The sequence below is a fragment of the Pseudomonas sp. R3-52-08 genome (genome assembly GCF_003851745.1).
Classification (GTDB): Bacteria; Pseudomonadota; Gammaproteobacteria; order Pseudomonadales; family Pseudomonadaceae; genus Aquipseudomonas.
In genome coordinates, this window is the sequence record NZ_CP027730.1 from 1,719,838 (window position 1) to 1,738,393 (window position 18,556).

19 protein-coding genes are annotated in these 18,556 nt (G+C 58.2%); 9 read left to right on the plus strand and 10 right to left on the minus strand.

Annotated features, from left to right (window positions below; genetic code table 11):
• The first annotated feature begins 51 nt into the window (after positions 1–51).
• On the plus strand, positions 52–1,296 hold the full coding sequence (locus C4J91_RS07900) for a lipoprotein-releasing ABC transporter permease subunit (protein WP_124361809.1): 1,245 nt from the start codon (positions 52–54) through the stop codon (positions 1,294–1,296).
• A 115-nt stretch (positions 1,297–1,411) separates the two neighbouring features.
• Here the strand turns inward: C4J91_RS07900 and C4J91_RS07905 are convergent, their stop codons facing one another.
• Entirely contained in the window at positions 1,412–2,758 is a 1,347-nt protein-coding gene (locus C4J91_RS07905; protein ID WP_124361810.1) for a heavy metal sensor histidine kinase, read from the minus strand.
• On the minus strand, positions 2,755–3,435 hold the full coding sequence (locus C4J91_RS07910; RefSeq protein ID WP_124361811.1) for a heavy metal response regulator transcription factor: 681 nt from the start codon (positions 3,433–3,435) through the stop codon (positions 2,755–2,757). Before C4J91_RS07910 ends, C4J91_RS07905 begins: the two co-directional genes overlap by 4 nt.
• Positions 3,436–3,591: 156 nt before the next feature.
• Here C4J91_RS07910 and C4J91_RS07915 point away from each other — a divergent pair, with 156 nt between their 5' ends.
• Together C4J91_RS07915 and queF are read left to right on the plus strand one after the other, a co-directional pair.
• Positions 3,592–4,104, plus strand: a complete 513-nt coding sequence (locus C4J91_RS07915; protein ID WP_124361812.1) for a plastocyanin/azurin family copper-binding protein — start codon at positions 3,592–3,594, stop codon at positions 4,102–4,104.
• 67 nt (positions 4,105–4,171) lie between these two features.
• Complete coding sequence (gene queF / locus C4J91_RS07920; protein ID WP_124361813.1) at positions 4,172–5,002, plus strand: NADPH-dependent 7-cyano-7-deazaguanine reductase QueF; 831 nt, start codon at positions 4,172–4,174, stop codon at positions 5,000–5,002.
• A gap of 132 nt (positions 5,003–5,134) precedes the next feature.
• On the opposite strand, the gene C4J91_RS07925 is transcribed toward queF, so the two are convergent.
• Together C4J91_RS07925 and C4J91_RS07930 are read right to left on the minus strand one after the other, a co-directional pair.
• Positions 5,135–5,401, minus strand: coding sequence for a DUF4404 family protein (locus tag C4J91_RS07925; RefSeq protein WP_124361814.1), 267 nt, complete (start codon positions 5,399–5,401; stop codon positions 5,135–5,137).
• Positions 5,402–5,512: 111 nt separating this feature from the next.
• Complete coding sequence (locus C4J91_RS07930) at positions 5,513–6,121, minus strand: HAD family phosphatase (RefSeq protein ID WP_124361815.1); 609 nt, start codon at positions 6,119–6,121, stop codon at positions 5,513–5,515.
• Positions 6,122–6,317: 196 nt separating this feature from the next.
• On the opposite strand from C4J91_RS07930, the gene C4J91_RS07935 reads away from it, so the two are divergent.
• Positions 6,318–7,007, plus strand: coding sequence for a VacJ family lipoprotein (locus C4J91_RS07935; protein ID WP_057722960.1), 690 nt, complete (start codon positions 6,318–6,320; stop codon positions 7,005–7,007).
• A gap of 62 nt (positions 7,008–7,069) precedes the next feature.
• Here the strand turns inward: C4J91_RS07935 and C4J91_RS07940 are convergent, their stop codons facing one another.
• The gene (locus C4J91_RS07940; protein WP_124361816.1) at positions 7,070–7,366 is read right to left on the minus strand and encodes a PilZ domain-containing protein; all 297 of its coding nucleotides are present in this window, start codon (positions 7,364–7,366) and stop codon (positions 7,070–7,072) included.
• A gap of 276 nt (positions 7,367–7,642) precedes the next feature.
• On the opposite strand from C4J91_RS07940, the gene rssB reads away from it, so the two are divergent.
• Together rssB and rssC are read left to right on the plus strand one after the other, a co-directional pair.
• Positions 7,643–8,824: a two-component system response regulator RssB gene (gene rssB, locus C4J91_RS07950; protein WP_124361818.1), complete on the plus strand. Its 1,182-nt coding sequence runs from the start codon at positions 7,643–7,645 to the stop codon at positions 8,822–8,824.
• On the plus strand, positions 8,824–9,306 hold the full coding sequence (rssC, locus tag C4J91_RS07955; RefSeq protein WP_003172602.1) for an anti-sigma factor antagonist RssC: 483 nt from the start codon (positions 8,824–8,826) through the stop codon (positions 9,304–9,306). Before rssB ends, rssC begins: the two co-directional genes overlap by 1 nt.
• A 197-nt stretch (positions 9,307–9,503) precedes the next feature.
• Here the strand turns inward: rssC and tal are convergent, their stop codons facing one another.
• The 4 genes from tal to C4J91_RS07975 form a co-directional block, all read right to left on the minus strand.
• Positions 9,504–10,430 carry a transaldolase gene (gene tal, locus C4J91_RS07960; protein WP_124361819.1) on the minus strand — a complete coding sequence of 309 codons (927 nt, stop codon included), beginning with the start codon at positions 10,428–10,430 and terminating at the stop codon, positions 9,504–9,506.
• A gap of 331 nt (positions 10,431–10,761) precedes the next feature.
• A complete protein-coding gene (gene dusA, locus C4J91_RS07965; RefSeq protein WP_124361820.1) occupies positions 10,762–11,748 on the minus strand; it encodes a tRNA dihydrouridine(20/20a) synthase DusA in 987 nt (328 codons plus the stop codon).
• Between the two features lie 351 nt (positions 11,749–12,099).
• Complete coding sequence (locus C4J91_RS07970; protein WP_124361821.1) at positions 12,100–13,041, minus strand: HEPN domain-containing protein; 942 nt, start codon at positions 13,039–13,041, stop codon at positions 12,100–12,102.
• Positions 13,042–13,446: 405 nt separating this feature from the next.
• A complete protein-coding gene (locus C4J91_RS07975) occupies positions 13,447–13,941 on the minus strand; it encodes a hypothetical protein (RefSeq protein ID WP_124361822.1) in 495 nt (164 codons plus the stop codon).
• Between the two features lie 449 nt (positions 13,942–14,390).
• Between C4J91_RS07975 and C4J91_RS07980 the strand changes: the two genes are divergently transcribed.
• On the plus strand, positions 14,391–14,756 hold the full coding sequence (locus tag C4J91_RS07980) for a DUF6124 family protein (RefSeq protein WP_124361823.1): 366 nt from the start codon (positions 14,391–14,393) through the stop codon (positions 14,754–14,756).
• 146 nt (positions 14,757–14,902) lie between these two features.
• Positions 14,903–15,121, plus strand: coding sequence for a hypothetical protein (locus C4J91_RS07985; protein ID WP_124361824.1), 219 nt, complete (start codon positions 14,903–14,905; stop codon positions 15,119–15,121).
• A gap of 100 nt (positions 15,122–15,221) precedes the next feature.
• On the opposite strand, the gene C4J91_RS07990 is transcribed toward C4J91_RS07985, so the two are convergent.
• A complete protein-coding gene (locus C4J91_RS07990; protein ID WP_124361825.1) occupies positions 15,222–16,409 on the minus strand; it encodes an MFS transporter in 1,188 nt (395 codons plus the stop codon).
• Between the two features lie 482 nt (positions 16,410–16,891).
• Between C4J91_RS07990 and mqo the strand changes: the two genes are divergently transcribed.
• Entirely contained in the window at positions 16,892–18,538 is a 1,647-nt protein-coding gene (gene mqo, locus C4J91_RS07995) for a malate dehydrogenase (quinone) (RefSeq protein WP_124361826.1), read from the plus strand.
• Positions 18,539–18,556 lie beyond the last annotated feature (18 nt).

The following is an 18,556-nucleotide window of genomic DNA, read 5'->3' on the forward strand; positions in this document are numbered from 1 at the left end:
AGCCCGTTTTTTTGAAACCGGGCTTTTTCATTTTTTCAACGGTGCCCGCGAATGTTCAGACCGTTATCGATTTTCATCGGCACGCGCTATACCCGCGCCAAGCGCCGCAACCGTTTTGTCTCGTTTATCTCGATGACCTCGATGATCGGCCTCGCTCTGGGCGTGTTGGCGATGATCGTGGTGCTTTCGGTGATGAACGGCTTCCAGCGCGAAATGAGCTCGCGCATCCTCGGCATGGTGCCCCACGCCACCATCGTGGGGGTGAACCCGATCGATGACTGGCAGCCGGTGGCCGCTGCTGCAATGAAGAACCCGCAGGTCACGGCAGCGGTACCGTTCACCCAGATGGACGGTATGTTCTCCTACAAGGGTGCGATGCAGCCGATTGAGATCAACGGCGTCGACCCGGCCCAGGAAGGCAAGGTGTCGATCGTGGCCCAGCATATCGTGCGCGGCAAACTGGAAGACTTGAAAGCCGGTGAGTTTGGCGTGGTGATTGGCGACATCACCGCGCGTCGCTTTCGCCTGAACGTGGGCGACAAACTGACGTTGATCGTTCCGGAAATCAGCACCGTGCCGGGAGGAATTACCCCGCGCATGCAGCGTTTGAACGTGGTGGGTATCTTCAAGGTGGGTGCCGAACTGGACGGCTCCATGGCCTTGATCAACAAGGCCGACGCGGCCGAAATCCAGCATTGGCAACCCAACCAGGTGCAGAGCGTACGCCTGGCAGTGACAGACCTGTACGCGGCACCCAAGGTCTCGGCCGATATCGCCGCCAGCCTCGGCGCGGCGTATAAGGCGGACGACTGGACCCACACCCAGGGCAGCCTGTTCAGCGCGATGAAAATGGAAAAGACCATGATCGGCCTGCTGTTGCTGATGATCGTCGCGGTGGCCGCTTTCAACATCATCGCCACCTTGATCATGGTGGTGAACGACAAGGGCGCGGACATCGCGATCCTGCGCACCATCGGCGCCACGCCCCGCCAGATCATGGCGATCTTCATGGTGCAGGGCACGGTGATCGGCGTTGTCGGCACCCTGATCGGCGGCGTGCTGGGGGTGATTGCGGCGCTGAACGTGAGCGAACTGGTGGGCTGGCTGGAGCGGGTGAGCGGGCAGCATATCTTCAGTTCGGATGTGTACTTCGTCAGCAACCTGCCTTCGGAGCTGCAAGGTGGGGATGTGTTGCTGATTTGCTCGGCGGGGTTTGTGTTGAGCTTTCTGGCGACCATTTACCCGGCGTATCGGGCGGCGAAGATCGAGCCGGCGCATGCGCTGAGATATTCGTAGTGTTTGAGACCGCTATCGGGGGCAAGCCCCCTCCCACATTTTGCCCTCATTCTTCCTGCAAATGAGGACCACTGTGGGAGGGGGCTTGCCCCCGATAGGGCCTGCCCAGCCTGCATCAATCCCCCTGGGGCAACTCGATCACAAACCGTGTCCACCCCACCCCGGACTCACAAAAAATTCGCCCCCCATGCGCCCGCACAATCGACTGGGTAATCGCCAACCCCAGCCCCGCGTGTTCGCTGCTGCCTTCATGGCGCGCCGGGTCGGCCCGGTAGAACCGATCGAACAACCGCGGTAACAACTGCGCTGGAATGCCTTCCCCGGTGTTCTCAATCGTGAGTGTCACGCCGTCCACCATGCGTACCCGCACTTCGCCACCCGCTGGCGTAAATCGCAGCGCGTTATCGAGCAGGTTCGACAGCGCCCGACGCAACATACCGCGATCACCCATCGTATGTGCTGTACCTTCTCGCACCAGGCTGACGTGGGCGTCTTCAGCCAGCAACGCAAAAAACTCCAACAACGCCTCCACTTCATCGGCCAGCGCCAAAGGCTCGCGCTTGGGCACCAGCAAACCGTGATCGGCCTTGGCCAGGTACAGCATGTCGTTCACCAACTGCGCCATCCACTGCAGTTCCTCCAGGTTGCTGTGCAGCGCCTCGCGGTAGTCCTCCAAGGGGCGCGGCTGGGTCAGGATGACCTGGGTCTGGGTCAGCAGGTTCGACAGCGGTGTGCGCAACTCGTGGGCGATATCGGCGGAGAAGGCCGAGAGGCGTTGGAACGCGTCGTCCAGCCGGCCCAGCATGGCGTTGAAGGTCTGGGCCAGCTCCGCCAGTTCTGCTGGCATTTGCTGCTGCGGCAAGCGTTGCGTCAGGGAATGCGCGGACACGCCGGCGGCGACTTCAGCCATGCGCCGCAATGGCCGCAACCCGCTGCGCGCCGCCCAGGCGCCGAGCAGTGCGGTGGCCAGGGCCGACAGGCCGACGGTCAGCCAGATCAAGCGCTGCATGCGTTGCAGGAAATGCTGGTGGTGGGTGATGTCGAGTATCAAGGTCAATTGCGCCGAGCCGGGTTGGCCAGGGTTCAACGGCGCGTTATACACCCGGTAGGCGGTGCCAGCGTTTTGCAGGCTATGCAGGCCGGGGGCCTCGGGCAACGCCACGCCCGGCGCATCGTCAAGCCAGCGCTGGCCGGCCGCCGTGATGCGCAAGGCGAGGTCGGGTTGATGGCTGAGGTCGGCACGCAGTTGGGGTTCGCGCTGGGCGAAGGCGTGCGGCGAGTCGACCCCCTGCAACGTGCTGCGCAGCGCCACGAGTTTGCTGTCCAATTGCTGCTGGTCCAGCTCGACGAAGTGCGCCTCGCTGGCATGGTTGAACAGCACGCCGGCCAGCAGCGATACCACTGCGGTGCAGGCGGCAAACAGCAGCGCCAGGCGGCTGGCGAGGGACAAGCGCTTGATCAAGTGAAGCGCTCCTCGAGTACATAGCCCATGCCGCGCACGGTGTGGATCAGCTTGTTGGGAAAGGCGTCATCGACCTTCAGGCGCAGGCGGCGGATCGCCACTTCGATGATGTTAGTGTCGCTGTCGAAATTCATGTCCCACACCTGCGAGGCGATCAGCGATTTAGGCAGCACTTCGCCCTGGCGGCGCAGCAGCAGCTCCAGCAGGGCAAACTCCTTGGCGGTGAGGTCGATACGCTGGCCGCTGCGCTCGACGCGGCGACGGATCAGGTCCAGACGCAGGTCGGCCAGTTGCAGGCAGGTTTCCTGCGGTGCACTGCTGCCGCGCCGTAACAGGCTGCGTACGCGGGCGAGCAGTTCGGAAAAGGCGAAGGGTTTGACCAGGTAATCGTCGGCGCCCAGCTCCAGGCCGTGCACGCGATCCGCCACCGCGTCGCGCGCGGTCAGGAACAACACCGGAATGTCCAGGCCGGCACTGCGCACCGCTTGCAGGATTTGCCAGCCGTCACGACCGGGCAGCATCACATCGAGGATCAATAAGTCATAGTCGCCAGTCAGCGCCAGGTGTTGCCCGCTGATACCGTCGGCCACCAGTTCGGTGGTGAACCCGGCTTCGGCCAGGCCCTGGCGCAGGTAATGGCCGGTTTTCGGTTGGTCTTCGACAATCAGCAGTTTCATGGGCGACTCTTGGCAGCGGTGGGCGCCGGGCTTTATACCGTGGGCTTAACGGTAAGGGGGCAACCTGACAAAGTTGTAATCTAGCAGTCAGTTGGCTGGCAGCGAGGCCATCTTAAAGTGCTGGCCAAGCGAGTCACCCCTTTTGGAGAGTCAAAGATGGCGTTGCGTACACCTGTGTTCCTGGCGGGCTGCCTGTTGGCGCTGAGTTTCGATGCCCTGGCCGATGGGGCCCACACCTATGCTTTCGGCCAACCGGCCACTGCGGACAAGGCCACACGCACGGTTGAAGTGACCCTGCAGGACATTTCTTTTTCGCCCAAGTCCCTCGACATCAAGGCCGGTGAGACGGTGCGCTTTGTGCTGGTCAATAAAGGCCGGTTGCTGCATGAGTTCAACCTCGGCGACGCGGCCATGCACGCCGAACACCAGAAGGAAATGTTACAGATGCAGGCCAGCGGCATGCTGACGGCCACCGGTATGGGAGAAATGGACCACAGCAAAATGAACCATGGCGCGATGAAGCACGATGATCCGAACAGTGTGCTGGTCGAGCCCGGCAAAACCGCCGAGCTGACCTGGAAGTTCTCCAAAGCCACTGACCTTGAGTTCGCCTGCAATCTTCCCGGGCATTACCAGGCGGGCATGGTCGGCAAACTGACCGTTGAGTAAGGCGTTCCTTAAGGGCGCGGGCAAAGGCTGGTAGACTTGTGCGGTTTATTTAGCCAGGTTTTCCGCCATGCATCCCGCAGCCGAACATTCGCCGCTGGGCAAGTCCAGTGAATACATCTCCACTTACACCCCTTCGTTGCTGTTCCCGATCCCTCGCGCCGCCAAGTGGGCCGAGCTGGGCCTGAGCGCCGAGACCCTGCCTTACAAGGGCGTGGATTTCTGGAACTGCTTCGAACTGTCCTGGTTGCTGCCGTCCGGTAAACCGGTGGTGGCCATCGGTGAGTTCAGCATCCCGGCCGACTCGCCGAACATCATCGAGTCCAAGTCCTTCAAGCTGTACCTAAACTCGTTGAACCAGACTGCGTTTGCCGATACGCCGAGCCTGGAAGCCACCTTGCGCGCCGACCTCAGTGCCGCCGCCGGCAAACCGGTGGGCGTGCGCATTCGCAGCCTGGCCGAGATCGAGGCTGAGGGTGTGATGGCGTTGCCGGGTGTGTGCATCGATGATCTGGATATCAACGTCAGCAGCTACGAGCACCCGCGTCCGGAATTGTTGCGCTGTGACGATTCGCGGGTAGTGGAAGAGAGCGTGCACAGCCACCTGCTCAAATCCAACTGCCCAGTCACCAGCCAGCCCGATTGGGGCAGCGTAGTGGTGGAGTACCGTGGCGCGGCGCTGGATCACGCCAGTCTGTTGGAATACCTGGTGAGCTTTCGCCAGCACTCGGACTTCCATGAACAGTGCGTGGAACGCATCTTCCTGGACCTGCAGCGCTTGCTCAAGCCTGAGAAGTTGACCGTGTATGCGCGGTATGTGCGGCGGGGTGGGTTGGATATCAACCCGTATCGCAGCACCGAGGATGTGGCGTTTCAGAACGTGCGCCTGGCGCGCCAGTAAGCCTGCGCACAAAGCAAATGTGGGAGGGGGCTTGCTCCCGATGCAGGGGTTCAGGCACAGATGCTGTGACTGACACTCCGCTATCGGGAGCAAGCCCCCTCCCACATTTTGGATCGGTGCTTGGCTGGCAGGTCAGATGCCGATGTTGCCCAGCGTTATCACGATGTTGCGCAGTGTCCCGGCAATGCCTGGATGGTCCAGTTCAAAACCTTCCACTGCGCGGTTTACATCGTCAGCGATGCTGGGGGTCTGGGTGGCCGGCTCCAGTTGTAGCTGCACGTCGAATTTGGCAATCAGCTCTTCAAGGGCTTCACGTTTTTCAGCGGGCAACTCTGGATGATCTTCCAGCTGTTTGCGCACGATATCGGCCTGCTGTTGTAACTTCTCGCGATCAGGCATGACATTCTTTCCTTTTATCGATAGTCACTGGCATAGACCGCGGCACGCCGGGAAAGGTCTACGAACTGACCTGTAGATTAATCCACTGCGGCCAACCGTGCATGATCCTTGTCAGGGCTTCTCGCCTTTGAGCCGGCGCAGGCGGATGTCGGCCAGGCAGGTGCCGAGTTCACCGAGGTGATCGATCACTGAGTGCACGCCTAATCCATAGAGCGCCACGGTGGCCTTGCCGCGCTTGTACTCGCGTTCCTTGTCGCTCAGCTCCTGCCACTGCTGCGGCGCGACGCCGCACAGGGAGCCGCAGGAGGCCAGGCCGATGGTCCACAAGCCGGCATTCAGGCCCGATTGCAGCAGGCGGGGCTCGCCGCTGACCAGCACGCAACCGTCCAGGCGTGTGATATTCAGCTCCATCAAGGCCTGCCAGCAGGCATGGGGCGCCGGCCAGCGGATGGCGGAGGGCGAGGCGGCCTTGAGCCAGGCGGGCAGGGTGGCGGCCAGTGGCGTGGTGATCGAGGGCGGCAATTCATCCAGCCAGGCGCAGGGCACGCCTTGTTCCTTCAGGCTGCGCAGAATTTTCAGGGCCCCGGGTGTGGTCTGGGAATCGAGGGAAGGGGAGTCGCTGCGCGCCTGGGAACCGAAATCCACCAGGCAGCCACTCAAACCAAACAACACGGCAGTCAACGCGGGGGCAGTGGTGACGGCTATCTCGGCATGCGGCATCTGAACGTCCCTGAAATAGTTACAACGCTATCGGGGTGGCATGACAAGTGGATGACACAGGTGGGTATTTGTAGGAATTTTGTCCAAATCATGAAAGTCGTTTCCTTGCGACTGCCTAAATCGACACTTCCGTCATATACTGACGGCCTTATTCAGGGCATAGCGCCCATGACAGACTATTCAAGGAGCAAAAGCTATGCGCTGGAGCCAGTACTTCGCTCAGCTATCGGTGTGTGCCACCGTCCTGTTGGCACCGTTCGCCGCCCAAGCAGCGACCGAAGACGATCCATGGGAAAGCGTCAACCGCCCGATCTTCACCTTCAACGACACCGTTGACACCTACGCCCTCAAGCCAATCGCCCAAGGCTATCAGTTCGTCACCCCGCAATTCGTGCAGGACGGCGTTCACAACTTCTTCCGCAACATCGGCGATGTCGGCAACCTGGCCAACAACGTCCTGCAGCTCAAACCTCATAATGCTGGCGTCGACACGGCTCGCCTGTTGGTCAACACCACATTCGGCGTACTGGGCTTCATCGATGTCGGCACCAAAATGGGGCTGCAGCGCAGCGATGAAGACTTTGGCCAGACTCTCGGCTACTGGGGCGTCGGCAGCGGTCCCTACGTGATGATCCCGTTGCTGGGCCCAAGCACCTTGCGCGATGCGCCGTCCAAATACGTGGACAGCTACACCCAACCGTACCGCTACATGAACGATATCGGCTGGCGCAACAGCACCTTCGGCCTGAACGTGGTCGACACCCGTGCCAGCCTGCTCGACAGCGAGAAGCTGATCAGCGGCGACAAGTACACTTTTATCCGAAACGCCTACCTGCAGAACCGTGAGTTCAAGGTCAAGGACGGCAAGGTCGTCGACGACTTTTAAGCTGAGACGTTTTGAAATGAAAAAGGCGACCTTTGAACGGTCGCCTTTTTTGTGGGCGCATATCAGCGCATTTTCAGGATTCTGAGGCCCAGGTGCTGCTCATCGCCGGCAGCCTTGGTCCACACCACCTCGGTATCGGCCTCAAGGCCCTTGAGTGCGGCGTGCTCTGAATCGATGCGCACGGTGAGCAGGTCGCCCACACTGAACTGGCGAGGTGCCTGCACCTGCATGCCGGAGCTGGACAGGTCCAGGCACACCCCTTCGATCTCCTGGCCAGCGTGGATCAAGGACACATCGGCATCTACCCGCATGCGGATGAAGTCACGTTTTTCGGCGTAGTCGCGCTCGTGTTCGCTCACAGCGTCCATCCTTACTTTGCGTTGTGGTGGTGAGCGTTCTTATAACTCCGGGTGATTTGCGGTGTAAAGACGCCCGGCGACCATCGGCATGAGCTTGAAACCCCTCACGGATGGGAGTACCGTCTGCGCCTTAGAAGGGCACCTCTGCTTTACCGTTGTGCATGGGCGAAATCCCAATGCTTTGTAGGACAGAGAGGCTAGAAAGCGAATCCAGTACGTGAGCACGGCCATTGCCGCGCCGCCTACGCCAACCTAATTCTGGCGCCGTTTGCCCACATGCAAAAAACCAGTGCCACGCTGCTGATAATCGATGACGACGAAGTAGTGCGCGCGAGCCTCGCGGCCTATTTGGAAGACAGTGGCTTCAGCGTCCTGCAGGCCGGCAACGGCCAACAGGGTCTCCAGGTATTCGAGCGCGACAAGCCCGACCTCGTGATCTGCGACTTGCGCATGCCCCAAATGGGCGGCCTCGAGCTGATTCGCCAGGTGACCGAGCGTGCTCCGCAGACGCCGGTGATTGTCGTGTCCGGTGCCGGGGTCATGAATGACGCCGTTGAAGCCCTGCGCCTGGGCGCCGCCGATTACCTGATCAAGCCCCTGGAAGACCTGGCCGTGCTGGAGCACTCGGTGCGCCGCGCCCTGGACCGTGCCCGGCTGTTGCTGGAAAACCAGCGCTACCGCGAAAAACTCGAGACCGCCAACCGCGAGCTCGAAGCCAGCCTGAACCTGCTCCAGGAAGACCAGAACGCCGGTCGCCAGGTGCAGATGAACATGCTGCCGGTCAGTCCGTGGACCATCGACGAATTCAAGTTTGCCCACCAGATCATCCCGTCGTTGTACCTGTCGGGTGATTTCGTCGACTATTTCCGAGTGGATGAGCGGCGTGTGGCGTTCTACCTGGCCGACGTGTCCGGCCACGGTGCGTCCTCAGCGTTCGTCACCGTGTTGTTGAAGTTCATGACGACGCGGTTGCTGTTCGAATCCAAACGCAACGGCACCTTGCCCGAGTTCACCCCCTCCGAGGTGCTGGGCCACATCAACCGGGGCCTGATCAGCTGTAAGCTGGGCAAGCACGTGACGATGGTCGGCGGCGTGATCGATGAAGAAACCGGTCTTTTGACCTACAGCATTGGCGGTCACCTGCCGATGCCGGTTCTATACACTCCTGACAGTGTGCGTTACCTGGAAGGGCGTGGCCTGCCGGTGGGCTTGTTCAATGAAGCCACCTACGAAGACCACATCCTGGAACTGCCGCCGACTTTCAGCCTGACGCTGATGTCCGACGGTATCCTGGACCTTCTTCCAGAGCCTACACTCAAAGAGAAAGAAGCTGCCTTGCCCCAAAAGGTCAAGTCGGCGGGCGGCAGCCTGGATGGTCTGCGGCAGGTTTTTGGATTGGCCACGCTAGGGGAGATGCCGGATGATATCGCCCTATTGGTGTTGAGCAGGAATCTTTGATGAGTACCGGAAGAATCCAATTCGCCGAGCAAGACGGGACCTTCGTCCTGAAATTTGTCGGTGAAGTGCGCCTGACTCTGTGTTCGGCGCTGGATGCGACGATTGAGCGGATCTTCACAGCGCTGAACTTCTCGGCGATCGTGATCGATCTGACCGAAACCCGCAGCATCGATAGCACCACCCTGGGCCTGCTGGCCAAGTTGTCCATTCTGTCTCGGCAGAAGGTTGGCCTGTTGCCGACCGTCGTCACCACCCACGAAGACATCACCCGGCTCCTGCAGTCCATGGGCTTCGACCAGGTGTTCAACATCGTTGACCGCCCGATCCCCTGCCCGGAATGCCTGACCGACCTGCCTTCACAGGATCAGTCCGAGGAAGTCGTACGGGTGAAGGTGCTGGAAGCGCACAAGATCCTGATGGGCTTGAACGAGTCCAACCGCGAAGCCTTCCACGACCTCGTGAACGCCCTGGAACGCCACTGATCCTCAATTGAAATGCGGTCAAATGTGGGAGGGGGCTTGCCCCCGATAGCGGTGTGTCAGTCATGAATAAGCTGACTGACACACTGCCATCGGGAGCAAGCCCCCTCCCACAATGGATCTGTGCCTGGCTTGAAATTGGCAGCACAAAAAAAAGGGCGGCACCCTCCCAGGTGCCGCCCTTTTTGCCGCCTACGCTTTTACAGCTTGGCCGACAACAACGCCTCCAGCTTCTCCTGATCCCGAGCAAACTGGCGAATCCCCTCCGCCAGCTTCTCAGTCGCCATGGCATCTTCGTTGGATTCCCAACGGAACTGCGCTTCAGTCATATGCACCCGCGCTTCACCGGCGTGGCCTGGCGCCAACTTGCGCTCCAGCTTGCCTTCATCGGCCGCCAGCTTCTCCAGCAAATCCGGGCTGATGGTCAGGCGATCACACCCGGCCAATTCTTCGATCTGGCTCAGGTTACGGAAGCTCGCACCCATCACCACGGTCTTGTAGCCATTGGCCTTGTAGTAGTTGTAGATGCGCGTCACCGACTGCACGCCCGGGTCATCGGAACCGGTGTAGTCGTTGCCGTTGGCCTTCTTGTACCAATCGTAGATACGGCCCACGAACGGCGAAATCAGGAACACACCTGCTTCAGCGCACGCCACGGCCTGGGCGAAGGAGAACAGCAGCGTCAGGTTGGTCTGGATGCCTTCTTTTTCCAGTTTTTCCGCTGCGCGGATACCTTCCCAGGTGGACGCGATCTTGATCAGCACACGGTCACGGCTAACACCGGCTTTGTCGTACAGATCGATCAGACGGTGCGCACGCTTGAGGATCGCGTCTTCGTCAAACGACAAACGGGCGTCCACCTCAGTGGAAATACGGCCCGGTACGACTTTAAGAATCTCCTGGCCAACCGCCACTGCGAAACGGTCACTGGCCAGGCCCACGTCGCCGTTGCAGTCCTGCACACATTCATCCAGCAGCTTGGCATAGCCTGCGATGGACGAAGCCTTGAGCAGCAGAGAAGGGTTAGTGGTCGCGTCTTGCGGCTTGAGCTTGGCGAGGGTAGAAAAATCGCCGGTATCGGCTACGACGGTGGTGAATTGCTTGAGTTGTTCCAGCTTGGAAGTCATGGGCGTGCTCTGTCCTGTGGGTCTGATGACATTACCCGAGCGCTGGCAGGCGCTCAAGGGCGCAAATGCGTTAGGTCGTTTGCGAGGGCAACAACCTGAAAACAGCCGTATGAATGGCGGTCGTACTGCTCAATAGGAGGGCAAAACCGCCGCCAGGTTCAACCCAACTGCCCGATAGCGCCTTCATAGCCACTGGGCCTGCCCCAAATAATGTAGGAGCGAGCTTGCTCGCGAAAAACGTCAACGATAACGCGTGCGTTCTGAATAAGCGCGGCGGCTATGGATTTCTCGCGAGCAAGCTCGCTCCTACAAAAGCCCATCAGCTACCCAGTCACCGCCCTTCCAACAATTCCCCAGCCTGATCCAGCAACGCCAGCGGGTCCGCCGCCTTATGAATATCCACCGACAACAACTGCCTGAACCTGCGCGCCCCCGGAAAACCAGTGCCCAACCCCAACACATGCCGAGTAATGTGATGCATCGTCCCACCACTGGCCAAATGCTCAGCAATATAAGGCCGCAACTGCGCCAACGCCTCCGCCCGGCCAATCACCGGCGCCTCACTGCCAAACAACCGCTGATCCACCTGCGCCAACAGATACGGATTGTGATAAGCCTCCCGCCCCAGCATTACCCCATCAAACGTCTGCAAATGCTCCTGGCACTGCTCCAACGTCTTGATCCCGCCATTGAGAATAATCTCAAGCTCTGGGAAATTTTGCTTCAACTGCGCCGCCACGTCATAGCGCAATGGCGGAATATCGCGATTCTCCTTCGGCGACAACCCCTCCAGAATCGCAATCCGCGCATGCACGGTAAAACTGGTGCAACCCGCGTCCTTCACCGTGCCGACAAAATCACACAGCTCGGCATAACTGTCCCGGCCATTGATGCCAATACGGTGCTTCACCGTCACCGGAATCGACACCGCATCGCGCATCGCCTTCACACAGTCCGCAACCAGGGCAGGGTGGGCCATGAGGATCGCGCCGATCATGTTGTTCTGCACACGATCGCTGGGGCAGCCGACGTTCAGGTTCACCTCATCGTAACCGGCCGCCTCGGCCATACGCGCGCAGACGGCCAGATCGGCGGGGACACTACCGCCTAATTGCAACGCCAACGGGTGCTCCGCTTCGTTGTGACGCAGGAAGCGCTCGTGATCGCCGTGGAGGATAGCGCCAGTGGTGACCATCTCGGTGTAGAGCAGGGTGTGCTTGGAGAGCAGGCGTAGGAAGTACCGGCAGTGGCGGTCGGTCCAGTCCATCATGGGGGCGACGGAGAAGCGGCGGGAGAGTGGGGCGGTTTGTAGGGACATGGGGGATCTGAGTCAACGAGGCGAATGGTGCGCAGTTTAACAGGGATGCATCTTGGGTGTGGTGGGAGGAGTGTTCCGTGGTATTCACTACGTGTGGAATATGCCGAGGATCTGCAGGTCACCATTGCATCAGATATCGTGGTCTGACCCCGATATCTGCGCTGGGACTGGCTGGCAAACGCGAATGAACGCCGCTTTGGCTGATTGGCTTAAGACGCACACGCCAGATGAACTGAAGGCCTAAGGTAATAAGCCGCTGATGAGGCGGCTTTTTGCTGTTTTGTGTTTAGCTTTTTCTCAGCGATGGTATAATTAAATCCGCCCCTTTTTTGGTCTATTTTTTAATGACTGTCAGAAAGCTTTTGTAATCCCAAATAATAAACTCCTCATGTGGTCTTCTATTTTTTCGTTTGGTTCACTGAATAGTTTGTGCGTTACAGGGCAGGTTATTATTTTTGAGTATATTTTACGCGCAATTAAATCGCAGTACTCGGCGGTTTCTATAAGTCCTTTTAGGTCTTTTGCTTGAATTACGTCTCCGTGTACGGATTTGGAACGAATGTTGTAAGCTTTTTTTATTTTTGTAAAAGTTTCTAGTCTTTCGTAAGGGTCGTCTGAAAGCGAAAACGCGACGCGCTCCGAAAGTTGATGCGAGAGTTCAGTGCTGGTAGTGCTAAAAAGGGATTCAAAAAAGGAGCAATATGATGCAACTTTCATTGCAAGGTCGCCAGCAGCTCGTGCCATTTGAAGGTGGTAGCTAGAAATGTTAATCCGTCCTGTGGTTTTTATTAATACTGTTTGAGAATCGTTCTCTTGTTCTTTCAATCCTCTGAAGAATTTCTCCGAGTCACTACATATTTTTTCTAGTTCGTCTTGCGTGATGATTGTCGTTTTACTTTTACCGTTTGCGAGGCTGTAATGAAAGGTCAAGTTGTTAGTGTGAAGCTGATCGTTGTCGACGCCTATCGCAAAGCCAGTGTCGCAGTTCGCACTAGAGTCGCGGTTCATCCATAGAGAAATTAATAACGCATGAGCATCCCTAAGAAAGTTTATCAGCTCTAAGTGGGACGCTTCGGCTATCATGGCGTTGCCAGTCTTAAAGAGTACTGGTCGACCGTCAGTGAGGAAGCTGTATTCAAACATACCCATTACCGGTATGTGGTGTTTTGGGATCAAGGTTTTTATGAGTTCTGAGTTGTTGGTTATAAAGGTTTCGGCAGAAATCTTTATCGGCTTTTGAATCTTTGATTTAATTTGAAGTTCGGTTAGTCCTACGATGTAAAGAAAGTTCAAGGTGTGCCTCCGTGCAGGCTTTGATTGTAGAAAACTCAGGGTTAGATAGCGAATAGCCATGTTTAGCCGTGGTAATCGTGAGGCCATGAGTTTTCTAGCGAGTTCGACCTATTTTTTTTGAGTGTGCATAGGCAGTCTAAATAGCTCTGTTCACTCCGATTTCTGCAAGCGACTAAGATGGTAAGCAGCGGCGGTAAACGGGACAAATTTATTTAACTCGTGCTGCTCTAGCTTAAATCTTAAATAAATCCGCCGCGTTTTCCGATCCCGTTTTCCGCGAACCCTTCGGGCTTAACATTGCTTTGTGTGGAGTGTGTTGAGGGTTTGAAGGTGGCTAGTACATTAAATATAGTGGTCTGACCACGATATCCTCGATTTTTTAAATGGTTATGAGTATTAGCCTACTCACAGGCCTAGCTCCTGCTCCACAATGCTTAGAAAGTTCTCCTCGTTAAATTCAGAGGTGTTCTGGCGTGGTCTCCCATTGGGAGGGATTTTTTCAATAAGCCACTCATAGTCGTCAGTGTTGGGCTTGGAACTTGTTTTAATTAAATAGCAGTTAATTTTTTTGCATTTTACATCTATCCGTCCTGTTCCGCCCATAATGAATCGCGCAACTGGTTCAATTGTTAGGGTTTGTCGGTTGGCGGTAATAGATAACTTGTCAATTGAGTAGGTGTATCTATTTTCTGATGAGGGGTTTTCGCGTATGGAGATTGATTTGCGCTCTGTTGTAAGACCAGCTGAAACTAATGGTGCAAGCCACGTTTCGATTTGATCATAAACGCGATAAACCTCCGCAGGCCATTGTGCGATAGCTTTGTCTAAAAGGGCTTTACCTTCGGCTTCACTTTCTAGCTTTTTTCTCAAAGCGTCTGCCAGTTCTTCTGCCTTACTCATTGTGATTTCCTATCTTAGCTTGAGAGTTTCGTGGGGGCGTGTCGGAATGTATCGTAATGGTAGATTTCGAACAACTACGTTGCGGTGTGGTTTTTTGCCATGGATATCGTCAAGTAAAAGAGGCGCGGCCAAATAGCGAGGTCGGGCCACGATAGCGCTTGGGACATTTCCCACACCTTTCTCAGCTTGCCCCTCAGCCCACCCCTAGCTAACCTCCTCAAGCCGCTGCCAATCCAGCGGCCGGATGTGGAAGTCCGACCGAGCTAAGACGCAATCGCCACAAACCTCTACCGGCGTTTTTTTACGCCTGTATCATGTGTTTCGGCGGCTGTGCGCGGGGCACTTCGGTGCGCCGGGTCCTTAGCCCTGGTCTTCCACACCTGCGTACAGCTGCCACCTCTCATGTGGAAGTGAGACTGGTAGTTCCTGAATAGTTAAGGAGCTTCGCCATGTACAAGGTCACACCTAATCCGCCTTATGCTTCAAACTCTGCATCCTCTGATCCCAAGCTGCAAGCCGCAGCCCAGCGAGCAATCCATCATCACTTGCCCCCATCCGACGACGTTGCACCCGCCGAGCGTCCAATCGACAATATCTTCCTCGTCAACCCCACCATCGACCCCGAAACCCTCCTCGCCAACGCCGCCGAAAACCTAGCATCCGCCAACGAAATGGCCGCCACCCTGGCGTTCGACCTCGACGACTCCCAACGAGCCATCGCCCTGGGCATTCAGCAGTTAATCGAGTTGAGTGCGCTCCTCGTAGACCGAGCCCAAGAACAAGTTGCGCCTGTAACCAAACCAGTTAAAGCCTGACAACCAACCCTGCCGCCTTACCCCAAGGCGGCAACCTGAACTCATGCTGTCCCACAGCGAAGTTTCATAATTCCCTGCGTCGTTGAGGTCTACGATTCCCCGCAAGAGAGGACACCAGCGCCTCCAGCCCACAGGGAACTGAAACCATGATTTCGAACCTCGTCAAAGTCGTGATGATCACCGGCACGTTGCTGTTGAGCGCTTGTTCATCTTCACCCGCCGTGAGCAGCGACCCGTGCTTCTCAGGCGGATGCCAGGCATTTGGCGACCATAGCCCCAGCAAAGCCGCCGAGATGAATTTTGGCGGCAGTGGGCTGGGTAGCAGTTATGGGGAGTATGGGGCGGGGTTGTTGCATGATGATTGATGGGGTGGTGGGGCAGTTATTGGTGTATTGACTGGCCTATTGCTATCGGGGGCAAGCCCCCTCCCACATTGGATCTATGATCGGCGCGAAACGTGTGGCGTTAGTTGCCGCCCTTCATACGGCGCGCAATCAGGTAGAGGCCCAATCCGATCAGGGCCGTCACCGCGCCGATGTAGCCGGTGCTGGTCCAGCCAAACCCTGCCGTGATTGCCATCCCGCCAAACCACGGCCCCAGCGCGTTCGCCAGGTTGAACGCGGCGTGGTTGGACGCTGCCGCCAAACTCGGGGCTTCGTGGGCGATGTCCATCAGGCGGATTTGCAACGGCGCCGCCAGGGCGATCATAGTGCCGACGAGGCCGATGCCCAGCAGTACGCTCCACAGCGAACTGGCGGCGAAGGTGAAGAAGATCAGTACGGCCATCGACCACACCAGAATCCAGCCCACCGCGCGAAATTGCATGCGATCAAACAGCTTACCGCCAGCGATGTTGCCGATGATGCCGCCTACGCCAAACGCGGCGAGGCCGAAGGGGATCCATTGCGGTGAAACCTTGGTCACTTCCAGCATGGTCGGCGCCAGGTAGCTGAACACGCAGAACATCCCGGCAAACCCGATCGCCCCGATGGACAGCGCCATCCACACTTGCGGTTTGGTGAAGGCGCGCAGTTCCTTGCGCGGGTCACTGCGTTCTTCATCGTGGCGGTGCGGCACAAATTGCCAGACCAGAGCGATGGTGCACAGGGCGATCACGCTGACCAGGGCGAACGCCGAGCGCCAGCCCAGGTGTTGGCCGAGGAAGGTGGCGATGGGGTTGCCGAGCAGCATGGCCAGGGTCAGGCCCATCATCACTCGGGCCACGGCGCCAGCGCGTTTGTCGCTGGGCACCATGCTGGAGGCAACCACGGCGGCGATGCCGAAGTAGGCGCCGTGGGGCAGGCCGCTGATAAAGCGGAAGGCTACCAGCGAGCCGAAGGTGGGGGTGAAGGCGGTGGCGAGGTTGCCCAGGGCATAGAGGCCCATCAGCAATAACAGCATGTGTTTGCGCAGCAGTTTGGCGCCGAGGATCGCCAGCAGCGGGGCGCCGACCATCACGCCCAGGGCGTAGGCGCTGATGGCGTGGCCGACCTGCGGCTCGCTCAAGCCCAGGTTCTGGGCGATGTCGGGCATCAGGCCCATGATGGCGAATTCGCCGGTGCCGATTGCGAAAGCGCCCACGGCCATGGCCGCTTCCATTTTGGCGGCACTGCGCGCGGGCAGGACGTGCCCGAGTGTTGGGTGGGTAGACATGAATTGCTCTGTTTGGATGAGGTGTACGAAAGACAATCGCCGATGCTACGCATGGGACGGTGAGGGTGTCTAGAACAGCCAGGCGCATGAGAGTTCCGGGCCTGTGACCCCAGGTCGCGGCTGGCAGCCTTGACACCTGCGCGATAAAACCCGCGATTTAAAGGTGTCAATTGGCCAAACGGCGCATAAACGCGGTTTGGCGTGATATTCTGCGCGCCGTCTTGGTCTAGTCTTTCCTTGGTGCGTACACCCGTATACGTCCCAGCGGTTGGCTGTCGCCCAGGTAGCTGAAGCCAATAATGATAAGAAGTCAGCGCAGAAGGGACATAACAGTGAGGTCGATCCATCGGCCTTGTGTGCCCACCCTGCAGTCCTCAAGTGAATGTGTAGGCCCCGCGGTACGTTGCCTGGCGTAGCGTGATCGAGGGTCACCCATGATCAGGGGCGGTAGGGCGGATGGCGTTTTATCATAGGTGCTACTGATGTTTAAGAAAGTAAACACTGCCCTGCTGGGGCTGGCTTTGTCGATGGGGATCACGTCCGTTCACGCGGAAGAGGCAAAGAAAGTCGATGTGCTGCTGATCGGCGGCGGCATCATGAGTGCAACTCTTGGTGTCTGGCTCAACGAGCTGGAACCGGGCTGGTCGATGGAAATGGTCGAGCGCCTCGATGGCGTGGCCGAAGAAAGCTCCAACGGCTGGAACAACGCCGGTACCGGTCACTCGGCCTTGGCTGAGCTGAACTACACCCCGGAAGACAAGAATGGCAACGTTGAGATCCCCAAAGCGGTCGAGATCAACGAAGCGTTCCAGATTTCCCGTCAGTTCTGGTCCTGGCAGGTTCAGCAGGGCGTGTTGAAGAACCCGCGTTCGTTCATCAACTCCACACCGCACATGAGTTTTGTGTGGGGCGATGACAACATCAAGTTCCTGAAAAAACGCTACGAAGCGCTGAAGGCGAGCCCGCTGTTCGCCGGCATGCAGTACTCCGAAGACCCGGCCCAGATCGCCAAGTGGGTTCCGCTGATGATGGAAGGGCGTGACCCGAACCAGAAAATCGCGGCCACCTGGACCCCGATCGGCACCGACGTGAACTTCGGCGAGATCACCCGCCAGTTCGTTGCCCACCTGCAGACCACTCCTAAGTTCGACCTGAAACTGTCGAGCGAAGTGCAGGACATCACCCGTAATGACGACGGCTCGTGGCGTGTGAGCTACAAAAACCTCAAGGACGGCACCAAGACTGAAACCGACGCCAAGTTCGTGTTCATCGGCGCCGGCGGCGGTGCCCTGCACCTGCTGCAGAAATCCGGTATTCCGGAAGCCAAGGAATACGCCGGCTTCCCGGTAGGTGGTTCGTTCCTGGTGACCGATAATCCGACCATCGCCGAGCAGCACCTGGCCAAGGCCTACGGCAAAGCGTCGGTCGGTTCGCCGCCAATGTCGGTTCCGCACCTGGACACCCGCGTGCTGGATGGCAAGCGCGTGATCCTGTTTGGCCCATTCGCGACCTTCTCCACCAAGTTCCTGAAAGAAGGCTCGTACCTGGACCTGCTGACCAGCACCACCACCCACAACATCTGGCCAATGACCAAAGTCGGTATTCGTGAATACCCGCTGGTCGAGTACCTCGCCGGCCAACTGATGCTGTCGGATGACGACCGCTTCAAGGCACTGCAAGAGTACTTCCCGAACGCCAAGCAGTCCGACTGGCGCCTGTGGCAAGCCGGCCAGCGTGTGCAGATCATCAAGCGTGACGAAGAGCAGGGCGGCGTCCTGAAACTCGGCACCGAAGTGGTCAGCTCCGCCGACAACTCCATCGCCGGCCTGTTGGGTGCATCGCCAGGCGCGTCCACCGCGGCTCCGATCATGCTGACCGTGCTGCAAAAGGTGTTCAAGGACAAGGTTGCCAGCCCGGCCTGGCAGGAAAAGCTGCACCAGATCGTGCCAAGCTACGGCACCAAACTGAACGACAGCCCTGAAGCGGTTGCCAAGGAATGGGCCTACACCGCCGGTGTGTTGCAACTGACCCCACCGCCAGCGATTCCGCAACTGGCGGCTCCACAGGCCACCGAGGCTGCCAAGCCTGCGGCTGAGCCAAGCAAGCCGGCGTCTGATTTGGCGCTGTAAGCTACGCGTAAGCAAAAG